We start from the raw sequence: 23,365 nt of genomic DNA, 5'->3' as shown, positions 1-23,365 counted from the left end.
TATCCAGGGAATGTTCATGGACACCAAACTGCTCGACATCCTCGCCTGCCCGGTCTGCAAAGGCCCGCTCAAGCTCAGCGCCGACAAGACCGAACTGATCAGCAAGGGCGCCGGCCTGGCGTACCCGATCCGTGACGGCATCCCGGTCATGCTGGAAAGCGAGGCCCGCACCCTGACCACCGACGAGCGTCTGGATAAATGACCACAGCCTTCACCGTTGTCATTCCGTCGCGCTACGCCTCGACCCGCCTGCCGGGCAAACCGCTGCTGGACATCGCCGGCAAGCCGATGATCCGGCACGTCTGGGAACAGGCGAGCAAAAGCGGCGCCAGCCGCGTGGTCGTGGCCACCGACGATGCGCGCATCGTCGAAGCCTGCAAGGCTTTCGGCGCCGAAGTGGTGCTGACCCGTGAGGATCACAACTCCGGTACCGATCGCCTGGCCGAAGTAGCGGCGAAGCTGGGCCTGGAACCCGATGCCATCGTGGTCAACGTCCAGGGTGACGAACCGCTGATCCCGCCAAGCGTGATCGATCAGGTTGCCGCCAACCTCGCGGCCCACACCGAAGCGCGCATGGCCACCCTGGCCGAGCCGATCGAAGACGTGGACACCCTGTTCAACCCGAACGTGGTCAAGGTCGTCAGCGACCTCAACGGCCTGGCGCTGACCTTCAGTCGCGCGACCCTGCCGTGGGCCCGTGACGCATTCGCCAAGAGCCGCGACGTGCTGCCGGAAGGCGTGCCGTATCGCCGCCACATCGGCATCTATGCCTACCGCGCCGGCTTCCTTCAGGACTTCGTAAGCTGGGGCCCATGCTGGCTGGAAAACACCGAATCCCTCGAACAGTTGCGTGCCCTGTGGCACGGCGTGCGGATCCACGTGGCTGACGCGTTGATCGCGCCGCCGACCGGGGTCGACACCGCTGAAGATCTCGAGCGCGTCCGTCGCCTGCTGGAGGCATGATGCGCGTTCTGTTCGTGTGCCTGGGCAACATCTGCCGTTCGCCCACCGCCGAAGGCGTATTGCGTCACAAGTTGCGCGAAGCCGGGCTGGCGGCTCAGGTCGAAGTGGCCTCCGCCGGCACCGGCGACTGGCACGTCGGCAATCCGCCGGACAAGCGCAGCCAGGCCGCGGCCAGACTGCGTGGTTACGACCTGTCGGCGCAACGGGCGCAACAAGTCAGCCGCGCCGATTTCGCCAGCTACGACCTGATCCTCGCCATGGACAACAGCAACCTGCGCAACCTCAAGGCGCTGCAACCGTCCACCGGCAAAGCCGAGCTGGACCTGTTCCTGCGTCGCTATGAGGGCGAAGTCGATGAAGTGCCGGATCCGTATTACGACGGCGATCAGGGGTTCGAGCAGGTGCTGGATCTGATCGAGCGCGCCTGCGACCGGTTGTTGATCGAAGTGAAGGGCCGGTTATGAGTTTGCAGGTACACCCTCAGGTTTCCCTGAAACCGTTCAACACCTTCGGTGTCGACGTTCGCGCGCAACTGTTTGCCGAGGCTCGCAGTGATGCGGATGTGCGCGAAGCGCTGGCTTATGCGACTGCCCACGATGTGCCGTTGCTGGTGATCGGCGGTGGCAGCAACCTGCTGCTGACAGCGGACATCCCGGCACTGGTGCTGCGCATGGCCAGTCGTGGCATCCGCGTCATCAGCGATGATGGCAATCGCGTGGTAATCGAGGCCGAAGCTGGAGAACCGTGGCATCCGTTCGTCCTGCACACCCTGGCGCTGGGTTTTTCCGGGCTGGAAAACCTCAGCCTGATCCCCGGCACCGTCGGCGCTGCGCCGATGCAGAACATCGGTGCCTACGGGGTCGAGATCAAGGACGTGTTCGCCGGCCTGACGGCGCTGGATCGCCAGACCGGCGAGCTGCGCGACTTCAGTCTGGAAGAGTGCCACTTCGCCTACCGCGACAGCGTGTTCAAGCAGCAACCAGGTCGTTGGTTGATCCTGCGGGTGCGCTTTGCACTGGATCGAGTCGCCCATCTGCATCTGGATTACGGGCCGGTGCGTCAGCGCTTGAGCGAGCTGGGTATCGAGCAGCCAACGCCGACGGATGTCAGCCGCGCCATTTGCAGCATCCGCAGCGAGAAGCTGCCGGACCCGGCGGTGTTGGGCAATGCCGGCAGTTTCTTCAAGAACCCGCTGGTGTCGGCAGCCGTTGTGGCGCAGATCAAGGCGCAGCACCCGGACCTGGTGGCTTATGCGCAACCGGACGGGCAGATGAAACTGGCGGCGGGGTGGCTGATCGAGCGGGCGGGCTGGAAAGGCTTCCGTGAAGCCGATGCCGGTGTGCATAAGTTGCAGGCCCTGGTGCTGGTCAACTACGGCGCGGCGACCGGGTTGCAACTGCTCGATCTGGCGCAGCGTATCCAGAAAGACATTGCAGAACGTTTCAATGTCGAGCTGGAAATGGAGCCCAACCGTTATTGAGACTACGCTTTCAAGGCGCAAACCAAAGCCCTGCACTCTTTAAAAAGTGCAGGGCTTTTTTGTTAATCCCGGGTTAACTTAGTCAGCTAACGATAAACCCTTTGTTCCACCAAAGGCCCGGTGCAGACGTTTTTGTCGGCACAAGAGAGCCTCATTAGCCTGAGTCGATCTGCGTGAACCCACCGCCGATGTTCCGGCGGCAGATTACTCGACCCCATAACCTCCATGAATATGCGGGCGTGCCCATGATTACCCTGAAACTCAATGGTCAAGACCATCCACTCGATGTCACCGAGGACATGCCGCTGTTGTGGGCGATCCGTGACGTCGCCGGTTACAACGGCACCAAGTTCGGCTGCGGCATGGGCCTTTGCGGTGCCTGCACCATTCATATCGACGGATTGCCGGTACGCAGCTGCATTACGCCAGTCGGTTCGGTGACCGGCCAGAATGTCACCACCATCGACAATCTGCATGCCGATCCGATTGGCCAGATCGTCCAGCAAGCCTGGCTCGACACTGCCGTGGCCCAGTGCGGTTTCTGTCAGGGTGGGCAGATCATGTCTGCCACCGCGCTGCTCAAGACCAACCCGAACCCGAGCGATGAGCAGATCGAAGAGGCGATGGTCGGCAACATTTGCCGCTGCGGCACCTACAACCGGATCAAGACCGCCATTCGCCAGGCCTCCACTCACCTGAAGGAGGCCAAGGCATGAGCCGTTTGCCGAACGATTTTGCTCTGAGCAACCTGAGCCGCCGGGGTTTCCTCAAGGGTGTCGGTGCCACCGGTGCGCTGGTGCTGGCCGCGAGCTGGGGCTGGCAGGATGCATTGGCTGAAGACAAACCGAAGAAATTCGGCGCCGATGGTATGCCCAATGGCTGGATCGACGATCCGAAGGTTTACGTCAGCATTGCCGCCGACGGCACGGTGACCGTGGTCTGCAACCGTTCGGAAATGGGCCAGGGCGTGCGTACCAGCCTGACCATGGTGGTCGCCGATGAGCTGGAAGCCGATTGGGCCCACGTCAAAGTGCAGCAGGCGCCGGGCGATGAAGTGCGTTTCGGCAACCAGGACACTGACGGATCGCGCAGCATGCGTCACTGGTACGAGCCGATGCGTCGCTGTGGCGCCGCCGCCCGGTCCATGCTGGAGCAGGCCGCCGCTGCGCAGTGGAAGGTGCCGGTCGGCGAGTGCCGCGCGCAACTGCACAAAGTCATTCACGCACCGTCCGGGCGCGAGCTGGGTTACGGTGAACTCGCCGCCGCGGCCAGTGCGCTGACAGTGCCGGCCCGTGACAGCGTGCGACTCAAGCAACCGTCGGAATTCCGCTACATCGGCAAGGAAGGGACGAAGGCCATCGACGGCGAAGACATCGTCAATGGCCGCGCCGTGTACGGGGCCGACGTGCATTTCGACGGCATGCTGTACGCGGTGATCGCCCGCCCTGCGGTGTACGGCGGCAAGGTCAAGTCGGTGGACGACAGCGCCGCGCTGAAAGTGCCGGGCGTACTGAAAGTCATCCAGATCGAACCCCGTCCATTGCCTTCGGAATTCCAGCCGTTGGGTGGCGTGGCCGTGGTGGCCAGTAACACCTGGGCGGCGCTCAAGGGCCGCGAGGCGCTGAAGATCGAGTGGGACGACGGCCCGAACGCCGGCTACGACTCGATTGCCTATCGCAAGGAGCTGGAGGCCGCATCGCTAAAACCGGGCAAGGTCGTGCGCAACACCGGTGACATCGACAAAGCCATCGGCAGTGCTGCCAGCACGCTGGAGGCGTCCTATTACTTGCCGCATCTGGCACAGGCACCGATGGAGCCGATGGTGGCCATCGCCCGCTATCAAGAGGGGGTGTGCGAAGCGTGGGCGCCAAGCCAGGCGCCGCAGGTCACCCGTGAGCGAATTGCCGAGCGCCTCGGTCTGCCGTTCGATAGCGTGACCTTCAATGTGACCCTGCTCGGCGGTGGTTTCGGTCGCAAGTCCAAGCCGGATTTTGTTGTCGAAGCCGCCATTCTGGCCAAAGAGTTTCCCGGCAAGTCTGTGCGGGTCCAGTGGACGCGGGAAGACGACATCCACAATTCGTATTTCCACACTGTGTCGGCCGAGTACCTCAAGGCCGGCGTGGGCAAGGACGGTTTGCCGTCTGCCTGGCTGCATCGCACGGTGGCGCCGAGCATCACCGCGCTGTTCGCGCCGGGCATGAATCACGAAGCCGCGTTCGAGCTGGGCATGGGGTTCACCAACATGGCCTATGCGATTCCCAACGTGCGTCTGGAGAATCCTGAAGCCGCGGTTCATACGCGAGTCGGCTGGTATCGCTCGGTGTCGAACATTCCCCATGGTTTTGCGATCCAGAGTTTTGTCGACGAGCTCGCACACAAGGCCAAGGAAGACCCGCTCAAGTATCAGATCAAATTGCTCGGCCCGGATCGGCAGATCGACCCGCGCACGCTCAGCGAAGAGTGGAACTACGGCGAATCCCCCGAGCGTTATCCGATCGACACCGGGCGCATGCGCACGGTGCTGGAAACGGCGGCCAAGGCGGCCGGTTGGGGACGGAAATTGCCCAAGGGCCGTGGACTCGGCCTGGCAGTGCATTACAGCTTCGTGACTTATGTGGCGGCGGTGATCGAAGTCGAGGTCAAGGATGACGGCACGCTGATCGTGCACAAGGCTGACATCGCCGTGGATTGCGGGCCGCAGATCAACCCCGAACGGATCCGTTCGCAGTTCGAAGGCGCCTGTGTGATGGGGCTGGGCAATGCCGTGTGGGGCGAAATCAGCTTCAAGGACGGCAAGGTGCAACAGGACAACTTCCATATGTATGAAGTGGCACGCATGTCGCTGGCGCCGAAGGAAGTGGCGGTGCATCTGGTGACGCCGCCGGGCGAGGTGCCGCTGGGTGGTGTGGGTGAGCCGGGTGTGCCGCCGATTGCGCCGGCGCTGTGCAATGCGATCTTCGCCGCGACCGGCCAGCGCATTCGCAACCTGCCGGTGCGCTACCAGTTGCAGGGCTGGCAAAAGGCGCAAGCGTGATGGACAGCGCCGATCTCAATGTCCTGCGCAGCGTGCTCGAATGGCGTCGTGCCGGGCAGCGGGTGGTGCTGTTCACTGTCGTGCAAACCTGGGGCACCGCGCCCCGGGCGCCCGGCGCGATGCTGGCGTTGCGCGAGGATGGCGTAGTGATCGGTTCGGTGTCCGGCGGTTGCGTCGAGGACGATCTGATCGCCCGGCTGCACGATGGGCGGATTCCCGCCGACGGTCCGCCGGTGCAATTGATCACCTACGGCGTGACGCGGGAGGAGGCGGCGCGGTTCGGCCTGCCTTGCGGCGGCACTTTGCGCCTGACCGAGGAACGGGTCGGTAATCCGGCGTGGGTCACCGAACTGCTGGCTCGTTGTGAGGCTCACGAAATCGTTGCTCGCGAGCTGAATCTGGAAAGCGGGGAAGTGATTGTTTCGCCAGCAAACAAAACGGACTCACTGGTCTTCGATGGCAAGGCCCTTCGCGCCATTTACGGCCCACGCTGGCGTTTGCTGCTGATCGGTGCCGGGCAGTTGTCGCGTTATGTGTCCGAGATGGCGCGGTTGCTGGATTTCGAAGTGCTGATCTGCGATCCCCGCACCGAGTTCGTGCATGACTGGGAAGAGCAGCATGGTCGCTTTGTCCCCGGCATGCCGGATGAGGCCGTGCTGAGCATTCAAACCGACGAACGCACCGCCATTGTTGCCCTGACTCACGATCCGCGTCTGGACGACATGGCGCTGCTGACGGCGCTGGATTCCAGGGCGTTTTATGTCGGCGCCCTGGGTTCACGGGTCAACAGCCTCAAGCGCCGGGAATACCTGGCTGAGCTAGGCTTGTCGCAAGCGGCCATCGCTCGATTGCATGGGCCGATCGGTTTGCCCATCGGCAGTCACTCCCCGGCGGAGATCGCGCTGTCGCTGCTGGCGGAAATCGTGGCGATCAAGAATGGCGTCGAATTGGAACGCAAGAAGGCGGAACGGGCATGAGTCGATCCATTGGAGTGATTGTGCTGGCGGCAGGCGAGGGCAGCCGCTTTCGCGAAGTGGCGGGTGCCGACAAGGACAAGTTGCTGGCCGACTGCGCCGGGCGCGACGGTGCCGTGCGTTCGGTGATCGAGCAGGTGCTGGTTAATCTGCCGACGAGTCTCGACAAACGCGTATTGGTAACGACCGAAGCGCGGCCGCAGGCAATGCGTATGGCACAGGCATACGGGTGTGACATTGTTTCGATCGAGTCTGCGGGCATGGGCGACAGCATCGCGGCGGGTGTCTCGGCTTGCCCGGATGTCGATGGCTGGCTGATTGTGCTGGGTGACATGCCGTTCATCCTGCCGTCGAGTATCGAGCGAGTGGTGGCGGCGATTGTCGACGATGCGGTCAGTGTGCCGGTGCAGGGTGGCGAGTTTGGTCATCCGGTCGGATTCGGTCGTTCATTCGGCCCGGGGTTGATGGCATTGTCCGGTGATCGCGGAGCCAGGGCTTTGTTCAAACAGGGGCGGGTGGTGGAAGTGGCGGTGGATGATCCCGGTGTGCTGTGGGATATCGATGTGCCTCAGGCGCTGGTTTTTCCGCAGGTCTGATACAAACCGCGAAGCATAAAAAAAGCCCCGCCTGGATCACCAGGCGGGGCTTTTCATTGGCGCTCGGAATCAGACGAGAGGTTTGGTCTCGTGTTCTTTTTCCTGGGCCTGTTCGTGGTGCTCGACCGCGTCCTGAACGGAGCGTGGTGCTTCGGCAATCACTTCTACGGCAGTTTCTTCAGCGACCGGGGCAGGGGCTGCCTCGACCACTTCGGCAGCGGCTGGAGCAGCGGCGGCAGCGGCAGCCAGTTCGGCTTCCTTCTGCAGACGCTCTTCTTCACGCTTGCGACGACGCACTTCACGCGGATCGTTCGGAGCGCGGCCACTTGGGGTCAGAGCGCTGACCGGAGCAGGCGCAGCGACTGGCGCTGGCGCTTCTGCCACCGGCGCTTCCACGGCAGGCGCCGGTTCGGCGACAACCACGGGTTCAGCGGCCTTGGCTTCTTCCACGACAGGCGCTTCAACCGCTGGCGCTGGCGTTTCGGCGACAGCCGGCTCGGCCACCCAGTTGAAAGCGGTCTGCTCTTCACGAACTTCGCGCACGGTTTCGGTCACGGTTTCTACCACCGGCTCTTCGACTGCAACAGGCTGCGGCGCGACGAAAGCAGGTTCGGCGGCGACTTCAACCTGAGGCTGAGCTTCGCGAACCGGCGCCACTTCGACTTCCGGAGCAGCAATCACTTCGACCGGGGTGGTGGCTTCAACAACCGGAGCTTCTACCGACGCGGTTTCCAGCGTTGCGGCGGTGGCGCGTTCGGCTTGCTGATAGGCCTGAGCTTCGGCCGGCGCGCTGATCACGGTGCTGGCAACGGCGGCAGTAACCGCCAGGCCAGCCGCCAGGTCGGCAGCGCTCGGCTCGGTGGTTTCAGCGTTCTCGGCGGACTCTTCCGAACCTTCGATCACGTTGCCGTTGGCATCACGCTGACGCTCGCGACGGTTGCTGCGACGACGCTGACCACGGGAGCGGCGGCGCGGACGATCGCCTTCGGCGTTTTCCGAACCGTCTTCCGGCAGTTGCTCTTCGTTGGTGGTGATGTCTTCTTCAGCCACGGCAGCAGCGGCCTGTTCGGCACGCGGTTGGCGCTCTTCACGCGGAGGACGTGGCGCACGCTCTTCACGCGGCTGACGGGCCGGACGTTCGTCAGCGGTGGCAGCAACAGCGGCAGCGGCGGCCGGTGCAGCATCCAGAGGTTCACGCAGTTCACGTACGCGTTCTTCACGCTCGCCACGCGGCTTGCGGTCTTCACGCGGAGCACGTGGTGCACGTTCTTCGCGAGGGGCGCGTGGTGCGCGTTCTTCGCGGGCTGCCGGCGCGTCGTCACGGGACTCGCGTGGCTCACGCAGTTCGCGGGCTTCACGAGGCTGACGCTCTTCACGTGGCTCACGCGGTGCGCGTTCTTCACGTGGAGCACGTTCTTCGCGCGGCTTGCGTTCTTCGTCGCGGCGACCGTTACGGTTGCGGCTCTGCTGACGACCGTTGCGACGCTCTTCGTTGCGGGCCGGACGCTCGGCGGCAGGTTTTTCAACCACAACCGGAGCAGCAGGCTCTTCCTTGGTGGCGAACAGGCTGACCAGCGACTTCACCAGACCTTTGAACAGGCTTGGCTCTGGCGCGGCAACCGGGGCTGGGGCCGGAGCGGCGACTTCGGTCGGCGCCGGAGCGTTGGCGCGGGCAGGAGCGGTCTTGACCGCAGCTTCCTGGCGAACCAGGGTGCGCGTTGCCGCAGCGGGTTGAGCCTCTTCGACTTCAGCAGCGGCAGCAGCGATTTCGTAGCTGGACTGATTGTTGGCGGCTTCCGGGTTGTCGTCACGCAGACGCTGAACTTCGAAATGCGGGGTTTCGAGATGATCGTTCGGCAGAATGACGATGCGGGCCCGGGTGCGCAGTTCGATCTTGGTGATCGAGTTGCGTTTTTCGTTGAGCAGGAAGGCCGCTACCGGGATCGGCACCTGGGCGCGGACTTCGGCGGTACGATCTTTCAGGGCTTCTTCTTCGATCAGGCGCAGGATCGCCAGGGACAGCGATTCGACATCACGGATGATGCCGGTGCCGCTGCAGCGCGGGCAGACGATGCCGCTGCTTTCGCCGAGCGAAGGGCGCAGGCGCTGACGGGACATTTCCAGCAGGCCGAAGCGCGAAATGCGGCCGATCTGCACTCGGGCACGGTCGGCTTCCAGGCATTCGCGGACTTTCTCTTCCACGGCGCGCTGGTTCTTGGCAGGGGTCATGTCGATGAAGTCGATGACAATCAGGCCGCCGATGTCGCGCAGGCGCAACTGACGGGCGATTTCTTCGGCGGCTTCAAGGTTGGTCTGCAGGGCGGTTTCTTCGATGTCGCTGCCTTTGGTGGCGCGCGCCGAGTTGATGTCGATGGACACCAGGGCCTCGGTCGGATCGATGACGATGGAGCCGCCGGAAGGCAGTTCGACCACGCGCTGGAAAGCGGTCTCGATCTGGCTTTCGATCTGGAAACGGTTGAACAGCGGAACGCTGTCTTCGTACAGCTTGATCTTGCTGGCGTACTGCGGCATCACCTGGCGGATGAAGGTCAGGGCTTCGTCCTGGGCTTCAACGCTGTCGATCAGTACTTCGCCGATGTCCTGGCGCAGGTAATCGCGGATGGCGCGGATGATGACGTTGCTTTCCTGGTAGATCAGGAACGGCGCGGAACGATCCAGGGAAGCTTCCTTGATCGCGGTCCAGAGTTGCAGCAGGTAGTCGAGGTCCCACTGCATTTCTTCGCTGCTGCGGCCCAGGCCGGCAGTGCGCACGATCAGGCCCATGTCGGCCGGAGCGACCAGACCGTTCAGCGCTTCACGCAGTTCGTTGCGCTCTTCGCCTTCGATGCGACGGGAGATGCCGCCGGCACGCGGGTTGTTCGGCATCAGGACCAGATAACGACCGGCCAGGCTGATGAAGGTGGTCAGGGCTGCGCCCTTGTTGCCACGTTCTTCTTTTTCGACCTGAACGATGACTTCCTGGCCTTCGCTCAGGACGTCCTTGATGTTGACGCGGCCTTCAGGGGCTTTCTTGAAGTATTCGCGGGAGATTTCCTTGAGGGGCAGGAAGCCGTGGCGCTCGGAGCCGAAATCGACAAAGGCAGCCTCAAGGCTTGGTTCGATGCGAGTGATACGGCCTTTATAGATGTTGGCCTTTTTCTGCTCGCGTGCACCGGATTCGATGTCCAGGTCGTAGAGGCGTTGGCCGTCTACCAGTGCAACACGCAACTCTTCGGGTTGAGTTGCGTTAATCAGCATTCTTTTCATGTAGTACCGTCGGTTTCCGGGCTGCCGGAAACGGCGTTCGGCACACACGACTTCTCACGGTCGGTGTCAGGTGCGTCGGGAGTGGCTGGCCATTCCCGTGTCCAGCGATGTCCGGCCAATTGGGCCGTTATCGCGACGTACGCGTCCTGCTTGCTGTGGCTACTTAAGCACTCAGTCAGGAGGAGGAATCAACCGCGGCTGTGGACGAGATGAAGCGTCTTGATAAAGCCTGTTGCTACACAGTCCAGCGGTTGTGCATCTCCACCCTACACGTATCCCTGATAATTCGGGTGCTGCCGCGCGCAGAATCCGCAGCGGGTTGGCATTTACCGTGAGCTCCGGAAGGGGAGGTCACGCATCATGGCTAATTCAGGCGGTGTTTCCGGCGTTTTCGCTCGGGGTCATCCGCGGCTGACCGCACTTTGTGAACTGGCCGTGAATATGGCTCGCGTGGCGAGTCAGAACTCTGCTTTGCGGCGTGATTCAGGCCTCATGTCACCTGCGCTTGTTACAGCTGCAAACTCCACCGTTACGTAGCGAAAGCCCCGTAGGACGGCCTTGCGTCCTGGTGAATTGCGTTGGTCAGGGCCGGTTGTTGACCGTGGTTCCGCTGTCCAGGCCGCTTTTGGCGGCGTTCGCGACTATAGCAGCAATGATTAAGTGCTTCAAATCCATAAAAATTGTTATTATCCGCCGCATGACGACTACTGCCCCTTCGACTCCAGGCGTTCAATTGCTTGAGGTCTCGCCGGAATATGCCGGCCAACGAATCGACAATTTTCTCCTCGCCCGGCTCAAAGGCGTGCCCAAGACCTTGATTTATCGCATTTTGCGCAAAGGCGAAGTGCGGGTTAACAAAGGTCGGATCAAGCCCGAATACAAGCTGCAGGCCGGTGATATCGTGCGCGTGCCGCCGGTTCGCGTGCCGGAGCGTGACGAACCCGTTCCAGTGGCTCAGGGGCTGTTGCAGCGCCTGGAAGCGTCGATTGTGTACGAAGACAAGGCGCTGATCGTGATCAACAAGCCCGCGGGCATTGCGGTTCACGGTGGCAGCGGCCTGGATTTCGGCGTGATCGAAGCCTTTCGTCAGTTGCGCCCCGACGCCAAGGAGCTGGAACTGGTGCATCGCCTCGACCGTGATACTTCCGGTCTGCTGATGATCGCCAAGAAGCGCAGCATGTTGCGTCATTTGCACGAGCAGTTGCGCGGTGATGGCGTCGACAAGCGCTATATGGCGCTGGTGCGCGGCCACTGGGCGACTTCCATCAAGCAGGTCCGTGCGCCGCTGCTCAAGAGCAACCTGCGTTCCGGCGAGCGTATGGTCGAAGTCAATGACGAAGGCAAGGATGCGCTGACCGTGTTCAAGGTCCTGCGCCGTTTCGGCGAGTTCGCGACCATGGTCGAGGCCAAGCCGGTGACCGGTCGTACCCACCAGATTCGCGTTCATACCCTGCACGCAGGGCATTGCATTGCCGGCGACAGCAAGTACGGCGATGACAACTTCACCAGGGAAATTCGCGATCTGGGCGGCAAGCGTCTGTTTCTGCATGCTTACATGCTCACCGTGCCGCTGCCCGATGGTGGCAAGCTGAATTTGCAGGCCCCTGTCGATGAGATGTGGGCCAAGACTGTGGAGCGTCTGAGTGCGGCACCCTGACTACAAACTTCTGATTTTCGATTGGGACGGCACCCTGGCCGATTCCATTGGTCGGATCGTCGAGGCGATGCATGCGGCATCGGGGCGTTCGGGGTTCGAGTTGCGTGATGATTTTGCCGTCAAGGGCATCATCGGTCTGGGCCTGCCCGAGGCGATCCGCACGTTGTACCCGGAAATCAGCGATGGCGAAATGATCGCGTTTCGTGAGTTTTATGCCGAGCACTACATCGCGGCGGAGACGGTGCCCTCACCATTGTTCGAAGGCGTACTCGAGTCGATGACGTCGTTTCGCGAGGATGGTTATCACCTGGCGGTCGCGACCGGCAAGAATCGTCGAGGGCTGGATCGGGTGCTCAAGGCGCATGGCTGGGAGGACTATTTCGATATCACCCGTGCTGCCGATGAAACCGCGAGCAAGCCGCATCCTCTGATGCTGGAGCAGATCCTGACGCATTGCGGTGTATCTGCAGACCAGGCGCTGATGGTCGGGGATTCTTCCTTCGATCTGCAAATGGCGCGTAATGCCGGCATGGGCTCGGTGGCGGTCAGTTACGGGGCGCAGTCGATCGAGTCGTTGCAGCAGTTTGAACCACGACTGTCGATTGACCGGTTTTCTGAATTGCATGCCTGGCTGGGTCAGCAGGCTTAATACGTTTCTGCTGGGGTGGATGGCATGACCGACGAATGGAAAGCACCGGCCAAGGCAACTGCCGACGAGGGTGATGCGAAAAGCTGGAAGCTGCTGGAAAAGACGCTGCTGGCCAGTGTGCAGGAGCAGCGTCGCTCCAGGCGCTGGGGCATTTTCTTCAAGTTGCTGACGTTTGTTTATCTTTTTGTTGCGCTGATCCTGTTCACGCCGTTGATGGATATGGAAAAGAGCGCTACGCGCGGCTCCAGCTACACCGCGTTGATCGATGTCACCGGCATGATCGCCGACAAGGAGCCGGCCAGTGCCGACAATATTGTCGGCAGTCTGCGAGCGGCGTTCGAGGACAAGAAGGTCAAGGGTGTGATCCTGCGCATCAACAGTCCGGGCGGCAGTCCGGTGCAGTCGGGTTATGTGTATGACGAGATCAAGCGTCTGCGCGGTCTGCACCCGGATACCAAGGTGTATGCGGTGATCTCCGATCTTGGTGCGTCCGGAGCCTACTACATCGCCAGTGCGGCGGATCAGATCTATGCCGACAAGGCCAGTCTGGTGGGCTCTATCGGTGTGACGGCGGCGGGTTACGGTTTTGTCGGCACCATGGAGAAGCTGGGTGTCGAGCGTCGTACTTACACCTCCGGTGAGCACAAGTCCTTCCTCGATCCGTTCCAGCCGCAGAAGCCGGATGAAACGGCCTTCTGGCAGAGTGTGCTGGATACCACGCACAATCAGTTCATCAATAGCGTCAAGCAGGGTCGTGGTGATCGCCTGAAGGATAAAGAGCATCCGGAGCTGTTCTCCGGGTTGGTCTGGTCCGGCGAGCAGGCGCTGCCGCTGGGATTGATCGATGGCCTGGGTAATGCCAGTTCTGTGGCGCGTGACGTGATTGGCGAAAAGGAGCTGGTGGATTTCACCGTTCAGGAATCGCCGTTCGATCGCTTCTCGAAAAAGCTGGGCGCCAGTGTGGCCGAGCAGCTGGCAATGTGGATGGGATTCAACGGTCCGTCGTTGCGCTGATTGATTGCAGCATAAGGGAACCGGCCTTCGTGGCCGGTTTTTTTGTGGCTCAGGGAATCTGAACGCCTTCCGCCAGCAACATGTCGATCAGGCGAATCAGCGGCAATCCGATCAGGCTGGTGGCATCAGGGCCTTCGGTGGACTGGAACAGGCTTACGCCCAGGCCTTCGGCCTTGAAACTGCCGGCGCAGTCGTAAGGTTGTTCTGCATGCAGGTAACGCTCGACGCGGGCCTGATCCAATGTGCGCATATGGACGGTGAAAGGCACGTAGTCGACCTGGCAGTGGTCCGTCTGGCTGTTGAGCAATGCCAGGCTGGTCAGAAAGGTCACGCTGGCGCCACTGGCGGCCAGCAGTTGTTCGCGGGCTTTGTCGAAAGTATGTGGCTTGCCGATGATGCGCTCGCCGAGTACGGCGACCTGATCGGAGCCGATGATCAGGTGAGCGGGGTGGCTGTCGGCCAGCGCCCGGGCTTTTTGTTCGGCGAGGCGTTTGACCAGTTCGATGGCTGATTCGCCCGGGCGATGACTTTCATCGATGTCCGGCGAGCTGCAGACGAACGGCAGGCGCAGGCGATTGAGCAATTCCCGACGATAGGTCGAGCTTGAAGCGAGTAATAAAGGCAGCATTCGCATCTCCAGAGGCAGGCTGCAGATTCTAGCGGAGCCGCGTAAGTGACGGACAGGGCGGAATTTCCTTTGACATGGGCGGGGGCATCCCTATAATGCTGCGCCTATGTTGAATGACCCGATTCCACCTCACGTTGACCCGCGCAAATTGGCTGATCGTGGCACCACCCTTCAAGGTGAACTGCTGCTGGCCGATTTGAAGAGACTCTGCGACCCGCTTTCCGACGATGTCGGTACGGTGCAGGCCAAATTCGTTTTTGAACGAGATGAACGTAAATCTGTGGTGATCCACAGCTTTATCGACACCGAAGTCAAAATGGTTTGCCAGCGTTGTCTTGAGCTGGTCACCCTGCCGATCCACAGCGAATGCAGTTACGCCGTGGTGAAGGAGGGTGCGAATACCCAGTCGTTACCGAAAGGTTATGACGTGCTGGAACTGGGCGAAGATCCTTTGGATCTGCAGTCACTGATCGAGGAGGAGCTTTTGCTCGCCTTGCCCATTGTGCCTGCTCATCATCCGGAAGAATGCCAGCAGCCGGCGGGAGCAGATGAACCCGAACCGAGCGAGGACGAGGTAACGCGGTCCAACCCGTTCAGTGTATTGGCGCAGTTAAAGCGTGACCCAAACGTTTAGGAGTTAATCAATTATGGCTGTTCAGCAGAACAAAAAATCCCGCTCTGCCCGTGACATGCGCCGTTCGCACGACGCTCTCGAGGCTAGCACCCTGTCCGTAGAAAAAACCACCGGTGAAGTTCACCTGCGTCACCACGTATCGCCAGAAGGCGTATACCGTGGCCGTAAAGTGATCGACAAGGGCGCTGACGAGTAATCACTTGTCCGCTCAAGTCATCGCGATTGACGCAATGGGCGGGGACTTCGGTCCCCGCAGCATTGTTCAGGCCAGCCTTGCTTGCCTTTCTGCTACGCCCTCGCTGCACCTGGCCCTTGTCGGTCAACCCTCCCTCCTTGAAGAATTGATCACTGGCCAGTCGGCTGCCGATCGCGCGCGCCTGACGATTGTTCCGGCGTCTGAAGTCATCACCATGGACGAAAAACCTGCCCAGGCCTTGCGCGGCAAGCCGGACTCGTCGATGCGTGTCGCCCTTGAATTGCTGCGTGACGGCAAGGTTCAGGCTTGTGTCAGTGCCGGCAATACCGGTGCACTGATGGCGCTTTCGCGATTTGTGCTCAAGACCCTGCCGGGGATTGATCGTCCGGCCATGGTTGCTGCGATCCCTACTCAGAAGGGCTACTGTCAGTTGCTTGATCTGGGTGCCAATGTCGATTGCAGCGCCGAGCATCTGCTGCAGTTTGCGGTGATGGGGTCGGTGGCGGCGCAGACGCTGGGTATCGCCCGGCCTCGCGTAGCGTTGCTGAACATTGGCACCGAAGACATTAAGGGCAATCAGCAGGTCAAGCTGGCTGCAACGTTGTTGCAGGCTGCCCGGGGGATCAACTACATCGGCTTTATCGAGGGCGATGGTTTGTATCGCGGTGAGGCGGACGTGGTGGTGTGCGATGGTTTTGTCGGCAATATCCTGCTCAAGTCCAGCGAAGGTCTCGCGACGATGATCGCTGCGCGCATCGAGGCCTTGTTCAAGAAAAACCTCGCGTCCCGTGCGGTGGGGGCCTTGGCGCTGCCATTGATGAAACGATTGCAGGCTGATCTGGCACCGGCGCGACATAACGGCGCAAGCTTCCTCGGCTTGCAGGGCATTGTGGTGAAGAGTCACGGTTCAGCCGGAGTTCAGGGGTTTCAGAGTGCCATTCAGCGGGCGTTGATCGAGATTCAGGAGAATCTTCCCGAGCGTCTGCACGGCCGTCTGGAGGATTTGTTGTCTTAGGCGTTTTCGTCGGACAATGCTTAAATGTGACCGCCCGGTTCAAAGGGCCATCCAACTGTCAGTTTCTTGCGTCCTCTATCGGGATGCCATTTTTCCGACGACAAGATCATTAGGGGCTTGTTACATGTCTGCTTCCCTCGCATTCGTCTTTCCAGGACAGGGTTCGCAGTCCCTCGGCATGCTGGCCGAGCTGGGCGCACAATATCCGCTGATCCTCGAAACTTTCAAAGAAGCATCCGATGCTCTGGGCTACGACCTGTGGGCGCTGACCCAGCAGGGGCCGGAAGAGCTGCTCAATCAAACCGACAAAACCCAACCGGCCATTCTGACCGCTTCGATCGCCCTGTGGCGCCTGTGGCTGGCGGAAGGTGGTGCGCGCCCGGCCTTCGTTGCCGGTCACAGCCTGGGTGAATACAGTGCTCTGGTCGCTGCCGGCAGCCTGAGCCTGGCGGACGCGGTAAAGCTCGTCGAGCGCCGTGGCCAGCTGATGCAGGAAGCCGTTCCGGCCGGGCAGGGCGGCATGGCTGCCATCCTTGGTCTGGAGGACGCCGATGTGCTGGCGGCCTGTGCCGAAGCGGCGCAAGGCGAAGTGGTCAGCGCGGTGAACTTCAACTCTCCGGGCCAGGTGGTGATTGCCGGTGCCAAGGCTGCCGTCGAGCGCGCCATTGAAGGTTGCAAGGCTCGTGGCGCCAAGCGTGCCATGCCGCTGCCGGTCAGCGTGCCATCCCACTGCGAGCTGATGCGCCCGGCTGCCGAGCGCTTTGCTGAATCCATCGCGGCCATTGACTGGCAGGCGCCGCAGATTCCTGTGGTGCAGAACGTCAGCGCTCAGGTGCCGGTGGATCTGGAAACGCTCAAGCGCGATCTGCTCGAACAACTCTACAAGCCGGTTCGCTGGGTCGAGTCTGTACAGACTCTGGCTGCGGAAGGCGCGACCAGCCTGGTCGAGTGCGGCCCTGGCAAAGTGCTGGCCGGTCTGAACAAACGTTGCGCCGAAGGCGTTTCGACTTCCAACCTCAATACCCCAGACGCTTTCGCTGCTGCTCGCGCAGCGGCTGTCTGAATCAGGAGAAGCTTGCATGAGTCTGCAAGGTAAAGTTGCACTGGTCACCGGCGCAAGCCGTGGTATCGGCCAGGCTATCGCACTGGAACTGGGTCGTCAGGGCGCCATCGTTGTCGGCACCGCGACTTCCGCTTCGGGCGCCGAGCGTATTGCTGCGACCCTGAAAGAAAATGGCATTCAGGGTGCAGGTTTCGAACTCAACGTCACCAGTGACGAATCGGTCAGCGCAGTGCTGGCGAGCATTCAGGAACAATTCGGTGCTCCGGTCGCGATCCTGGTCAACAATGCCGGCATCACTCGCGATAACCTGATGATGCGCATGAAAGACGACGAGTGGTACGACGTGATCGATACCAACCTGAACAGCCTGTATCGCCTGTCCAAGGGCGTTCTGCGCGGCATGACCAAGGCGCGCTGGGGTCGAATTATCAGTATTGGCTCGGTGGTGGGTGCCATGGGCAACGCTGGCCAAGTAAACTACGCAGCCGCCAAGGCTGGTCTGGAAGGTTTCAGTCGTGCCATGGCGCGTGAAGTAGGTTCGCGTTCGATTACGGTCAACTCGGTAACCCCGGGGTTCATCGACACCGATATGACTCGCGAACTGCCTGAGGCACAGCGTGAAGCCTTGCAGACACAGATTCCGCTGGGCCGTCTGGGACAAGCTCAAGAGATCGCGTCCGTGGTCGCTTTTCTTGCATCCGACGGTGCGGCATACGTGACCGGGGCTACAATCCCGGTGAACGGCGGGATGTACATGTAAGTAAAATGTGACGGATTGCTTCAAAAAAATGTCATACGAGCTGTCTAAAATCCGTTATAAAGCTGCAATCTATTTATAGGCAGAGGGCTGCAGGGTACGAGGAGTGAAGCTTTCAGTTGAAAAGCTGAAAAGGCTTTCTATACACTTACCCACTGGCCAGCTGCCTGAATTTGTCCATTAGGAGTGAAAACAAGGTATGAGCACCATCGAAGAGCGCGTCAAGAAAATCGTTGCCGAGCAACTGGGTGTTAAAGAAGAAGAAGTGGTCAACACCGCTTCCTTCGTTGAAGACCTGGGCGCCGACTCCCTTGACACCGTTGAGCTGGTGATGGCTCTGGAAGAGGAATTCGAGACCGAAATCCCTGACGAAGAAGCTGAGAAGATCACTACTGTACAAGCTGCAATCGACTACGTTAACGCTCATCAGGCGTAATAGTTTGTAATCGTTGCTCGCTGTCATGGAAAAACCGCACTGCCATCATGGCGTGCGGTTTTTTCTTTAGGCCTGATACAAAATCGTCATTTGAAAAAGGAGAGTGCTGTGTCGCGTAGACGCGTCGTAGTCACCGGTATGGGTATGTTGTCGCCACTGGGCACCGATGTGCCGAGCAGTTGGCAGGGCATTCTGGCTGGCCGCAGTGGCATTGGTCTGATCGAACACACCGACCTTTCTGCCTATTCCACCCGCTTTGGCGGCTCGGTAAAGGGCTTCAATGTCGAGGAATACCTGTCGGTCAAGGAAGCGCGCAAGCTCGACCTGTTCATTCAGTACGGTCTGGCGGCCGGCTTCCAGGCCGTACGCAATGCCGGTCTGGAAGTCACCGATGCCAACCGTGAGCGCATCGGCGTGGCCATGGGTTCGGGTATCGGCGGTCTGACCAACATCGAAGAAACCAGTCGCACCCTGCACGAGACCGGCCCGCGCCGGATTTCTCCGTTCTTCGTGCCTGGCTCGATCATCAATATGATTTCTGGCTTCCTGTCCATCCATCTGGGGGCACAGGGGCCCAACTATGCCATCGCCACAGCGTGTACCACCGGTACCCACTGCATCGGCATGGCGGCCCGCAACATCATGTACGACGAAGCCGACGTGATGATTGCCGGCGGTGCCGAAATGGCTGCGTGCGGTCTGGGCATGGGCGGCTTCGGTGCTTCCCGTGCGCTGTCGACCCGCAACGATGAGCCGACCCGTGCCAGTCGCCCATGGGACAAGGGCCGTGACGGTTTCGTCCTGTCGGACGGTGCCGGTGCCCTGGTGCTCGAGGAACTCGAGCATGCCAAGGCCCGTGGTGCGACCATTTACGCCGAGCTGATCGGCTTCGGCACCAGTGGCGATGCGTTCCACATGACTTCGCCACCCGCCGATGGTGCCGGTGCAGCACGCTGCATCACCAATGCGCTGCGCGATGCGAAGATCAACATCGATCAGGTGCAGTACATCAACGCTCACGGCACCTCGACTCCGGCCGGCGATCTCGCCGAAGCCAATGCGATCAAGTCGGTGTTCGGTGATCACGCCTACAAACTGGCGGTCAGCTCCACCAAGTCCATGACCGGACACCTGTTGGGTGCGGCCGGCGCGGTCGAGGCGATCTTCAGTGTGCTGGCCATCAATAGCCAGGTGGCGCCGCCGACCATCAACCTCGATGAGCCGGATGAGGGTTGCGATCTCGATTTCGTGCCTCACACGGCGCGCAACATGGACATCGACGTCGTGCTGTCCAACTCGTTCGGGTTTGGCGGCACCAACGGTACGTTGGCGTTCCGTCGGTTCGCCGGCTGATGGACTGCTGGGTCGACGGTCAACCGGCTGACGCTCTGTCGCTGAAAGATCGCGGCCTGGCTTACGGCGATGGTCTGTTCGAAACCATCGCCGTACGTGGCGGCCAGCCACTGCTGCTGGATCGTCACATGCTGCGCCTGGCCGAAGGTTGCACGCGGCTGGCCATTGCTGCCGATATCGAGTTGATCCGCAGCGAACTGCAATCTTGTGCAGCGACCATGGGCGAGGGTGTGCTCAAGCTTATCCTCACCCGTGGTGACGGCTTGCGCGGTTATGCGCCGGATCCTTCGGCGCCGGGTCGACGCATTCTGCAAGGCAATCCTCCTGCGGCTTATCCCGCCGTCCACGGCGAGCAAGGCGTCCGCCTGTTTCCGTGTACGACGCGTTTGTCCATCCAGCCCTTGCTGGCAGGTCTCAAGCACCTCAATCGTCTGGAACAGGTTCTCGCCCGTGCCGAGTGGCAGGACGGCGAGCACGCCGAAGGCTTGATGCTCGATCAGGCAGGTCGTGTGATCGAAGGTGTGTTCAGCAATCTGTTTCTGGTACGCGACGGCGTGCTGGTCACGGCGGATCTGAAACGCTGCGGCGTGGCGGGTGTGATGCGCGCCGAGCTGCTGTATCAGGCAGCTTCAGCGGGTATTCCCGTGCAAATCACCGATATCAACCTTGAGCAGCTGCAATGGGCCGATGAAGTCTTTGTCTGCAACAGCGTGTATGGCGTCTGGCCGGTACGCGCGTACGCTGCACTGAGCTGGCCGGTTGGGCCGCTCACCCGTAAACTGCAAACCATTGCCCGCACGCTACTGGATGCCTGATTCGTGAGACGTAAACTTTTGCTGCTGCTGGAAACCGGACTGGTTCTGGCAGGGCTGCTGCTGGGCGCCAGCGCCTGGAAGATTCATTCGGCACTGGAACAGCCCCTGAACATCACGCAGGAAGAACTGCTGGATGTGCCCAAGGGTTCCACGCCGACCCGCACTATTCTCGGACTTGAAGCCGACGGGGTGATCAAGGACGCTTTCTGGCTGCGCATTTATTGGCGCTTCAACCTGGCGGGCACTCCGATCCACACGGGCGAGTACCGCATGCAGCCGGGCATGACCGTCAAGGGCCTGATCGAACTGTGGAAGCGCGGCGATGTGGTTCAGTACAGCCTGACGCTGGTCGAGGGCTGGAACTTCCATCAGGTACGTGCCGCGCTGGCGAAAGACGAAAAGATCGAGCAGACCCTGACCGGTCTGAGCGATAGCGAGGTGATGGCCCGAATCGGCCACAAAGGCCTTTTTCCTGAGGGTCGATTCTTTCCCGATACCTACCGGTTCGTGCGCGGGGTGTCCGACACCGAGCTGCTGAAAAAGGCGTTTGATCGCCTCGACGAGGTGTTGGCCAAAGAGTGGGAAAATCGCTCCGCCGATGCGCCGTATTCCGAGCCTTATCAGGCTTTGATCATGGCTTCTCTGGTGGAGAAGGAAACCGGAGTGCCTCAGGAACGAGGCCAGATTGCCGGCGTGTTCGTGCGTCGGATGGCGCTGGGCATGCAGTTGCAGACCGACCCGACCGTGATCTACGGTCTGGGTGAACGGTACAACGGCAAATTGACCCGTGCGCATCTCAAGGAGGCCACGCCGTACAACACGTACATGATTCCAGGTCTGCCGCCGACGCCGATCGCCATGGTCGGGCGCGAAGCCATTCATGCTGCGCTCAATCCGGTGGACGGTACCAGTCTCTACTTCGTTGCCCGTGGCGATGGCAGTCATGTTTTCTCCGATGATCTGGAGGCGCACAACAATGCTGTGCGCGAGTACCAGCTCAAGCGGCGCGCGGATTACCGCTCGAGCCCGGCCCCGACGGCAGCGCCCGGGGTTGCTCCGGCAGCCGAGGAAGCAATCCCGGTGGCCTCGCCCGATACCGCACCGGAATCGTTGCCGCAACCGCCTGTTCAAGAGCCCGCACCAACGCCGGCCCCCGAAGCGGCCGCACCGCAAAACGCGCAATGACTTTGATTAAGGACTGCCTGTGACTGGCTTGTTTATTACCCTGGAAGGCCCGGAAGGCGCCGGCAAGAGCACCAACCGCGAATACCTCGCAGAGCGCCTGCGCGGCGCCGGTATCGAAGTGGTGCTGACCCGCGAGCCAGGCGGCACACCGTTGGCCGAGCGAATTCGTGAGGTGTTGCTGGCACCGGTCGATGAAGTGATGAATCCGGACACCGAGCTGTTGCTGGTGTTCGCCGCCCGTGCCCAGCATCTGGCCGAAGTCATTCGCCCGGCACTGGCCCGCGGCGCTGTCGTGCTGTGCGACCGGTTCACTGATTCGACTTACGCCTATCAGGGCGGCGGTCGCGGTTTGTCTCTGGATCGAATCGCTGCGCTGGAGACTTTCGTTCAGGGTGACCTGCGCCCTGACCTGACGCTGATTTTCGATCTGCCGGTGGAAATCGGTCTGGCCCGGGCCAGCGCCCGGGGGCGTCTGGATCGTTTCGAGCTGGAGGGCCGGGTGTTTTTCGAGGCCGTGCGCAGTGCGTTTCTCAAGCGCGCCGAGGCTGACCCGGAGCGTTATGTGCGGATCGACGCCGGGCAGCCACTGATGCAGGTTCAGCAGACGCTGGACGGCTTGCTTCCGCGTTTGCTGGAGCTGACCCGTGGCTGAGGCCTATCCGTGGCAGGACAGTCTCTGGCAGCAACTGGCCGGGCGTACCCAACACGCTCACGCCTATTTGCTGCACGGGCCCGCCGGGATCGGAAAGCGGGCACTGGCCGAGCGGCTGATGGCCAGTCTGCTGTGCCAGCATCCGACACCCGAGGCTTGCGGCGAGTGCAAATCCTGCCTGTTGCTCAAGGCCGGCAGTCACCCGGACAATTACATCCTGGAGCCGGAAGAGGCGGACAAGGCGATCAAGGTCGACCAGGTGCGCGAACTGGTCAGTTTCGTGGTGCAGACTGCGCAACTGGGCGGGCGCAAGGTGGTGCTGATCGAGCCGGTGGAGTCGATGAACATCAACGCCGCCAATGCCTTGCTCAAGAGCCTTGAGGAGCCGTCCGGCGATACGGTTCTGTTGTTGGTCAGTCACCAGCCGAGCCGTTTGCTGCCGACGATCAAGAGCCGCTGCGTGCAACAGGCCTGCCCGCTTCCGAGCGAAACCATGAGCCTGCAATGGCTGGCTCAGGCATTGCCGGAATGTTCCGAAGACGAGCGTGTCGAACTGTTGACCCTGGCCGCCGGCTCGCCGTTGGCCGCCGTCATGTTGCAGGGGCAGGGCGTGCGCGAACAGCGGGCGCAGGTGGTGGACGGCGTGAAGAAGCTGCTCAAGCAGCAGCAATCGCCGACACAACTGGCCGAAGAATGGAAAAACATTCCGATGTTGCGTCTGTTCGACTGGTTCTGCGACTGGTCGAGCCTGATCCTGCGCTATCAACTGACCCAGGATGAATCGGGACTGGGCCTGACCGACATGCGCAAGGTCGTGCAATATCTGGCGCAGAAAAGCGCACAGCGTAAAGTCCTCGATATCCAGGACTGGATTCTCGCCCAGCGCCAGAAAGTCCTGAGCAAGGCCAACCTTAATGGAGCGTTGCTGCTCGAAGCATTGTTGGTGCAATGGGCGGGCTTGCCTGGTCAAAGATAAGAATGTGTACCTAGACTCTGA

24 protein-coding genes are annotated in these 23,365 nt (G+C 61.1%); 22 read left to right on the top strand and 2 right to left on the bottom strand.

Going from position 1 to position 23,365, the window contains the following annotated elements; all coding sequences use genetic code 11:
* Window positions 1-16 precede the first annotated feature (16 nt).
* The 8 genes from BBF94_RS01315 to BBF94_RS01280 all read left to right on the top strand — a co-directional run bounded on the left by BBF94_RS01315 (window position 17) and on the right by BBF94_RS01280 (window position 7,047).
* The gene (locus BBF94_RS01315; RefSeq protein ID WP_003179363.1) at window positions 17-202 is read left to right on the top strand and encodes a Trm112 family protein; all 186 of its coding nucleotides are present in this window, start codon (window positions 17-19) and stop codon (window positions 200-202) included.
* On the top strand, window positions 199-963 hold the full coding sequence (gene kdsB / locus BBF94_RS01310) for a 3-deoxy-manno-octulosonate cytidylyltransferase (protein ID WP_065257245.1): 765 nt from the start codon (window positions 199-201) through the stop codon (window positions 961-963). The genes BBF94_RS01315 and kdsB overlap by 4 nt, the downstream gene beginning before the upstream one ends.
* A complete protein-coding gene (locus BBF94_RS01305) occupies window positions 963-1,427 on the top strand; it encodes a low molecular weight protein-tyrosine-phosphatase (protein WP_065257244.1) in 465 nt (154 codons plus the stop codon). The genes kdsB and BBF94_RS01305 overlap by 1 nt, the downstream gene beginning before the upstream one ends.
* Window positions 1,424-2,443 carry a UDP-N-acetylmuramate dehydrogenase gene (gene murB / locus BBF94_RS01300; RefSeq protein ID WP_065257243.1) on the top strand — a complete coding sequence of 340 codons (1,020 nt, stop codon included), beginning with the start codon at window positions 1,424-1,426 and terminating at the stop codon, window positions 2,441-2,443. Before BBF94_RS01305 ends, murB begins: the two co-directional genes overlap by 4 nt.
* 245 nt (window positions 2,444-2,688) lie before the next feature.
* The gene (locus BBF94_RS01295; protein WP_065257242.1) at window positions 2,689-3,159 is read left to right on the top strand and encodes a (2Fe-2S)-binding protein; all 471 of its coding nucleotides are present in this window, start codon (window positions 2,689-2,691) and stop codon (window positions 3,157-3,159) included.
* Window positions 3,156-5,477, top strand: a complete 2,322-nt coding sequence (locus BBF94_RS01290; RefSeq protein ID WP_065257241.1) for a xanthine dehydrogenase family protein molybdopterin-binding subunit — start codon at window positions 3,156-3,158, stop codon at window positions 5,475-5,477. Before BBF94_RS01295 ends, BBF94_RS01290 begins: the two co-directional genes overlap by 4 nt.
* Window positions 5,477-6,454: an XdhC family protein gene (locus BBF94_RS01285; RefSeq protein WP_065257240.1), complete on the top strand. Its 978-nt coding sequence runs from the start codon at window positions 5,477-5,479 to the stop codon at window positions 6,452-6,454. The genes BBF94_RS01290 and BBF94_RS01285 overlap by 1 nt, the downstream gene beginning before the upstream one ends.
* A complete protein-coding gene (locus BBF94_RS01280; protein WP_065257239.1) occupies window positions 6,451-7,047 on the top strand; it encodes a nucleotidyltransferase family protein in 597 nt (198 codons plus the stop codon). Before BBF94_RS01285 ends, BBF94_RS01280 begins: the two co-directional genes overlap by 4 nt.
* 69 nt (window positions 7,048-7,116) lie before the next feature.
* On the opposite strand, the gene rne is transcribed toward BBF94_RS01280, so the two are convergent.
* Entirely contained in the window at window positions 7,117-10,314 is a 3,198-nt protein-coding gene (rne, locus tag BBF94_RS01275; RefSeq protein WP_065257238.1) for a ribonuclease E, read from the bottom strand.
* A gap of 697 nt (window positions 10,315-11,011) precedes the next feature.
* On the opposite strand from rne, the gene rluC reads away from it, so the two are divergent.
* The 3 genes from rluC to sppA are packed head-to-tail and all read left to right on the top strand — an operon-like array spanning window position 11,012 to window position 13,634.
* Entirely contained in the window at window positions 11,012-11,971 is a 960-nt protein-coding gene (gene rluC, locus BBF94_RS01270) for a 23S rRNA pseudouridine(955/2504/2580) synthase RluC (protein WP_065257237.1), read from the top strand.
* The gene (locus BBF94_RS01265; RefSeq protein ID WP_065257236.1) at window positions 11,958-12,620 is read left to right on the top strand and encodes an HAD-IA family hydrolase; all 663 of its coding nucleotides are present in this window, start codon (window positions 11,958-11,960) and stop codon (window positions 12,618-12,620) included. Before rluC ends, BBF94_RS01265 begins: the two co-directional genes overlap by 14 nt.
* A 24-nt stretch (window positions 12,621-12,644) precedes the next feature.
* Window positions 12,645-13,634, top strand: a complete 990-nt coding sequence (sppA, locus tag BBF94_RS01260; RefSeq protein ID WP_065257235.1) for a signal peptide peptidase SppA — start codon at window positions 12,645-12,647, stop codon at window positions 13,632-13,634.
* A 49-nt stretch (window positions 13,635-13,683) separates the two neighbouring features.
* Here the strand turns inward: sppA and BBF94_RS01255 are convergent, their stop codons facing one another.
* A complete protein-coding gene (locus BBF94_RS01255) occupies window positions 13,684-14,262 on the bottom strand; it encodes a Maf family protein (RefSeq protein WP_065257234.1) in 579 nt (192 codons plus the stop codon).
* 106 nt (window positions 14,263-14,368) lie between these two features.
* Between BBF94_RS01255 and BBF94_RS01250 the strand changes: the two genes are divergently transcribed.
* The 11 genes from BBF94_RS01250 (at window position 14,369) to BBF94_RS01200 (ending at window position 23,344) form a co-directional block, all read left to right on the top strand.
* Window positions 14,369-14,896: a YceD family protein gene (locus tag BBF94_RS01250; protein WP_003204262.1), complete on the top strand. Its 528-nt coding sequence runs from the start codon at window positions 14,369-14,371 to the stop codon at window positions 14,894-14,896.
* A gap of 13 nt (window positions 14,897-14,909) precedes the next feature.
* Window positions 14,910-15,092, top strand: coding sequence for a 50S ribosomal protein L32 (gene rpmF / locus BBF94_RS01245; RefSeq protein ID WP_003179396.1), 183 nt, complete (start codon window positions 14,910-14,912; stop codon window positions 15,090-15,092).
* A 4-nt stretch (window positions 15,093-15,096) separates the two neighbouring features.
* The gene (plsX, locus tag BBF94_RS01240) at window positions 15,097-16,107 is read left to right on the top strand and encodes a phosphate acyltransferase PlsX (RefSeq protein WP_082302347.1); all 1,011 of its coding nucleotides are present in this window, start codon (window positions 15,097-15,099) and stop codon (window positions 16,105-16,107) included.
* Between the two features lie 124 nt (window positions 16,108-16,231).
* Complete coding sequence (fabD, locus tag BBF94_RS01235; protein WP_065257232.1) at window positions 16,232-17,170, top strand: ACP S-malonyltransferase; 939 nt, start codon at window positions 16,232-16,234, stop codon at window positions 17,168-17,170.
* Window positions 17,171-17,186: 16 nt separating this feature from the next.
* Complete coding sequence (gene fabG, locus BBF94_RS01230) at window positions 17,187-17,930, top strand: 3-oxoacyl-ACP reductase FabG (protein ID WP_065257231.1); 744 nt, start codon at window positions 17,187-17,189, stop codon at window positions 17,928-17,930.
* A 196-nt stretch (window positions 17,931-18,126) separates the two neighbouring features.
* On the top strand, window positions 18,127-18,363 hold the full coding sequence (acpP, locus tag BBF94_RS01225) for an acyl carrier protein (protein WP_065257230.1): 237 nt from the start codon (window positions 18,127-18,129) through the stop codon (window positions 18,361-18,363).
* Window positions 18,364-18,471: 108 nt separating this feature from the next.
* Window positions 18,472-19,716, top strand: a complete 1,245-nt coding sequence (fabF, locus tag BBF94_RS01220; protein ID WP_065257229.1) for a beta-ketoacyl-ACP synthase II — start codon at window positions 18,472-18,474, stop codon at window positions 19,714-19,716.
* Window positions 19,716-20,531, top strand: coding sequence for an aminodeoxychorismate lyase (pabC, locus tag BBF94_RS01215; protein WP_065257228.1), 816 nt, complete (start codon window positions 19,716-19,718; stop codon window positions 20,529-20,531). The genes fabF and pabC overlap by 1 nt, the downstream gene beginning before the upstream one ends.
* A 3-nt stretch (window positions 20,532-20,534) precedes the next feature.
* A complete protein-coding gene (gene mltG, locus BBF94_RS01210) occupies window positions 20,535-21,716 on the top strand; it encodes an endolytic transglycosylase MltG (RefSeq protein ID WP_065257227.1) in 1,182 nt (393 codons plus the stop codon).
* A gap of 19 nt (window positions 21,717-21,735) precedes the next feature.
* Window positions 21,736-22,368, top strand: coding sequence for a dTMP kinase (gene tmk / locus BBF94_RS01205; protein WP_065257226.1), 633 nt, complete (start codon window positions 21,736-21,738; stop codon window positions 22,366-22,368).
* Window positions 22,361-23,344 carry a DNA polymerase III subunit delta' gene (locus BBF94_RS01200; protein WP_065257225.1) on the top strand — a complete coding sequence of 328 codons (984 nt, stop codon included), beginning with the start codon at window positions 22,361-22,363 and terminating at the stop codon, window positions 23,342-23,344. Before tmk ends, BBF94_RS01200 begins: the two co-directional genes overlap by 8 nt.
* The last annotated feature ends 21 nt before the right edge of the window (window positions 23,345-23,365 follow it).

This window comes from Pseudomonas bananamidigenes (genome assembly GCF_001679645.1).
Taxonomy (GTDB): Bacteria; Pseudomonadota; Gammaproteobacteria; order Pseudomonadales; family Pseudomonadaceae; genus Aquipseudomonas; species Aquipseudomonas bananamidigenes.
This window is presented reverse-complemented; position numbering and strand designations above follow the sequence as displayed.

Coding starts and splice junctions, on each gene's coding strand:
- sppA (WP_065257235.1), top strand. CDS start 12,645: ATGACCGACGAATGGAAAGCACCGGCCAAGGCAACTGCCGACGAGGGT.
- BBF94_RS01285 (WP_065257240.1), top strand. CDS start 5,477: ATGGACAGCGCCGATCTCAATGTCCTGCGCAGCGTGCTCGAATGGCGT.
- fabD (WP_065257232.1), top strand. CDS start 16,232: ATGTCTGCTTCCCTCGCATTCGTCTTTCCAGGACAGGGTTCGCAGTCC.
- BBF94_RS01280 (WP_065257239.1), top strand. CDS start 6,451: ATGAGTCGATCCATTGGAGTGATTGTGCTGGCGGCAGGCGAGGGCAGC.
- BBF94_RS01305 (WP_065257244.1), top strand. CDS start 963: ATGCGCGTTCTGTTCGTGTGCCTGGGCAACATCTGCCGTTCGCCCACC.
- acpP (WP_065257230.1), top strand. CDS start 18,127: ATGAGCACCATCGAAGAGCGCGTCAAGAAAATCGTTGCCGAGCAACTG.
- BBF94_RS01255 (WP_065257234.1), bottom strand. CDS start 14,262: ATGCTGCCTTTATTACTCGCTTCAAGCTCGACCTATCGTCGGGAATTG.
- BBF94_RS01315 (WP_003179363.1), top strand. CDS start 17: ATGGACACCAAACTGCTCGACATCCTCGCCTGCCCGGTCTGCAAAGGC.
- BBF94_RS01290 (WP_065257241.1), top strand. CDS start 3,156: ATGAGCCGTTTGCCGAACGATTTTGCTCTGAGCAACCTGAGCCGCCGG.
- pabC (WP_065257228.1), top strand. CDS start 19,716: ATGGACTGCTGGGTCGACGGTCAACCGGCTGACGCTCTGTCGCTGAAA.
- murB (WP_065257243.1), top strand. CDS start 1,424: ATGAGTTTGCAGGTACACCCTCAGGTTTCCCTGAAACCGTTCAACACC.
- BBF94_RS01250 (WP_003204262.1), top strand. CDS start 14,369: ATGTTGAATGACCCGATTCCACCTCACGTTGACCCGCGCAAATTGGCT.
- rluC (WP_065257237.1), top strand. CDS start 11,012: ATGACGACTACTGCCCCTTCGACTCCAGGCGTTCAATTGCTTGAGGTC.
- kdsB (WP_065257245.1), top strand. CDS start 199: ATGACCACAGCCTTCACCGTTGTCATTCCGTCGCGCTACGCCTCGACC.
- fabG (WP_065257231.1), top strand. CDS start 17,187: ATGAGTCTGCAAGGTAAAGTTGCACTGGTCACCGGCGCAAGCCGTGGT.
- BBF94_RS01295 (WP_065257242.1), top strand. CDS start 2,689: ATGATTACCCTGAAACTCAATGGTCAAGACCATCCACTCGATGTCACC.
- rne (WP_065257238.1), bottom strand. CDS start 10,314: ATGAAAAGAATGCTGATTAACGCAACTCAACCCGAAGAGTTGCGTGTT.
- rpmF (WP_003179396.1), top strand. CDS start 14,910: ATGGCTGTTCAGCAGAACAAAAAATCCCGCTCTGCCCGTGACATGCGC.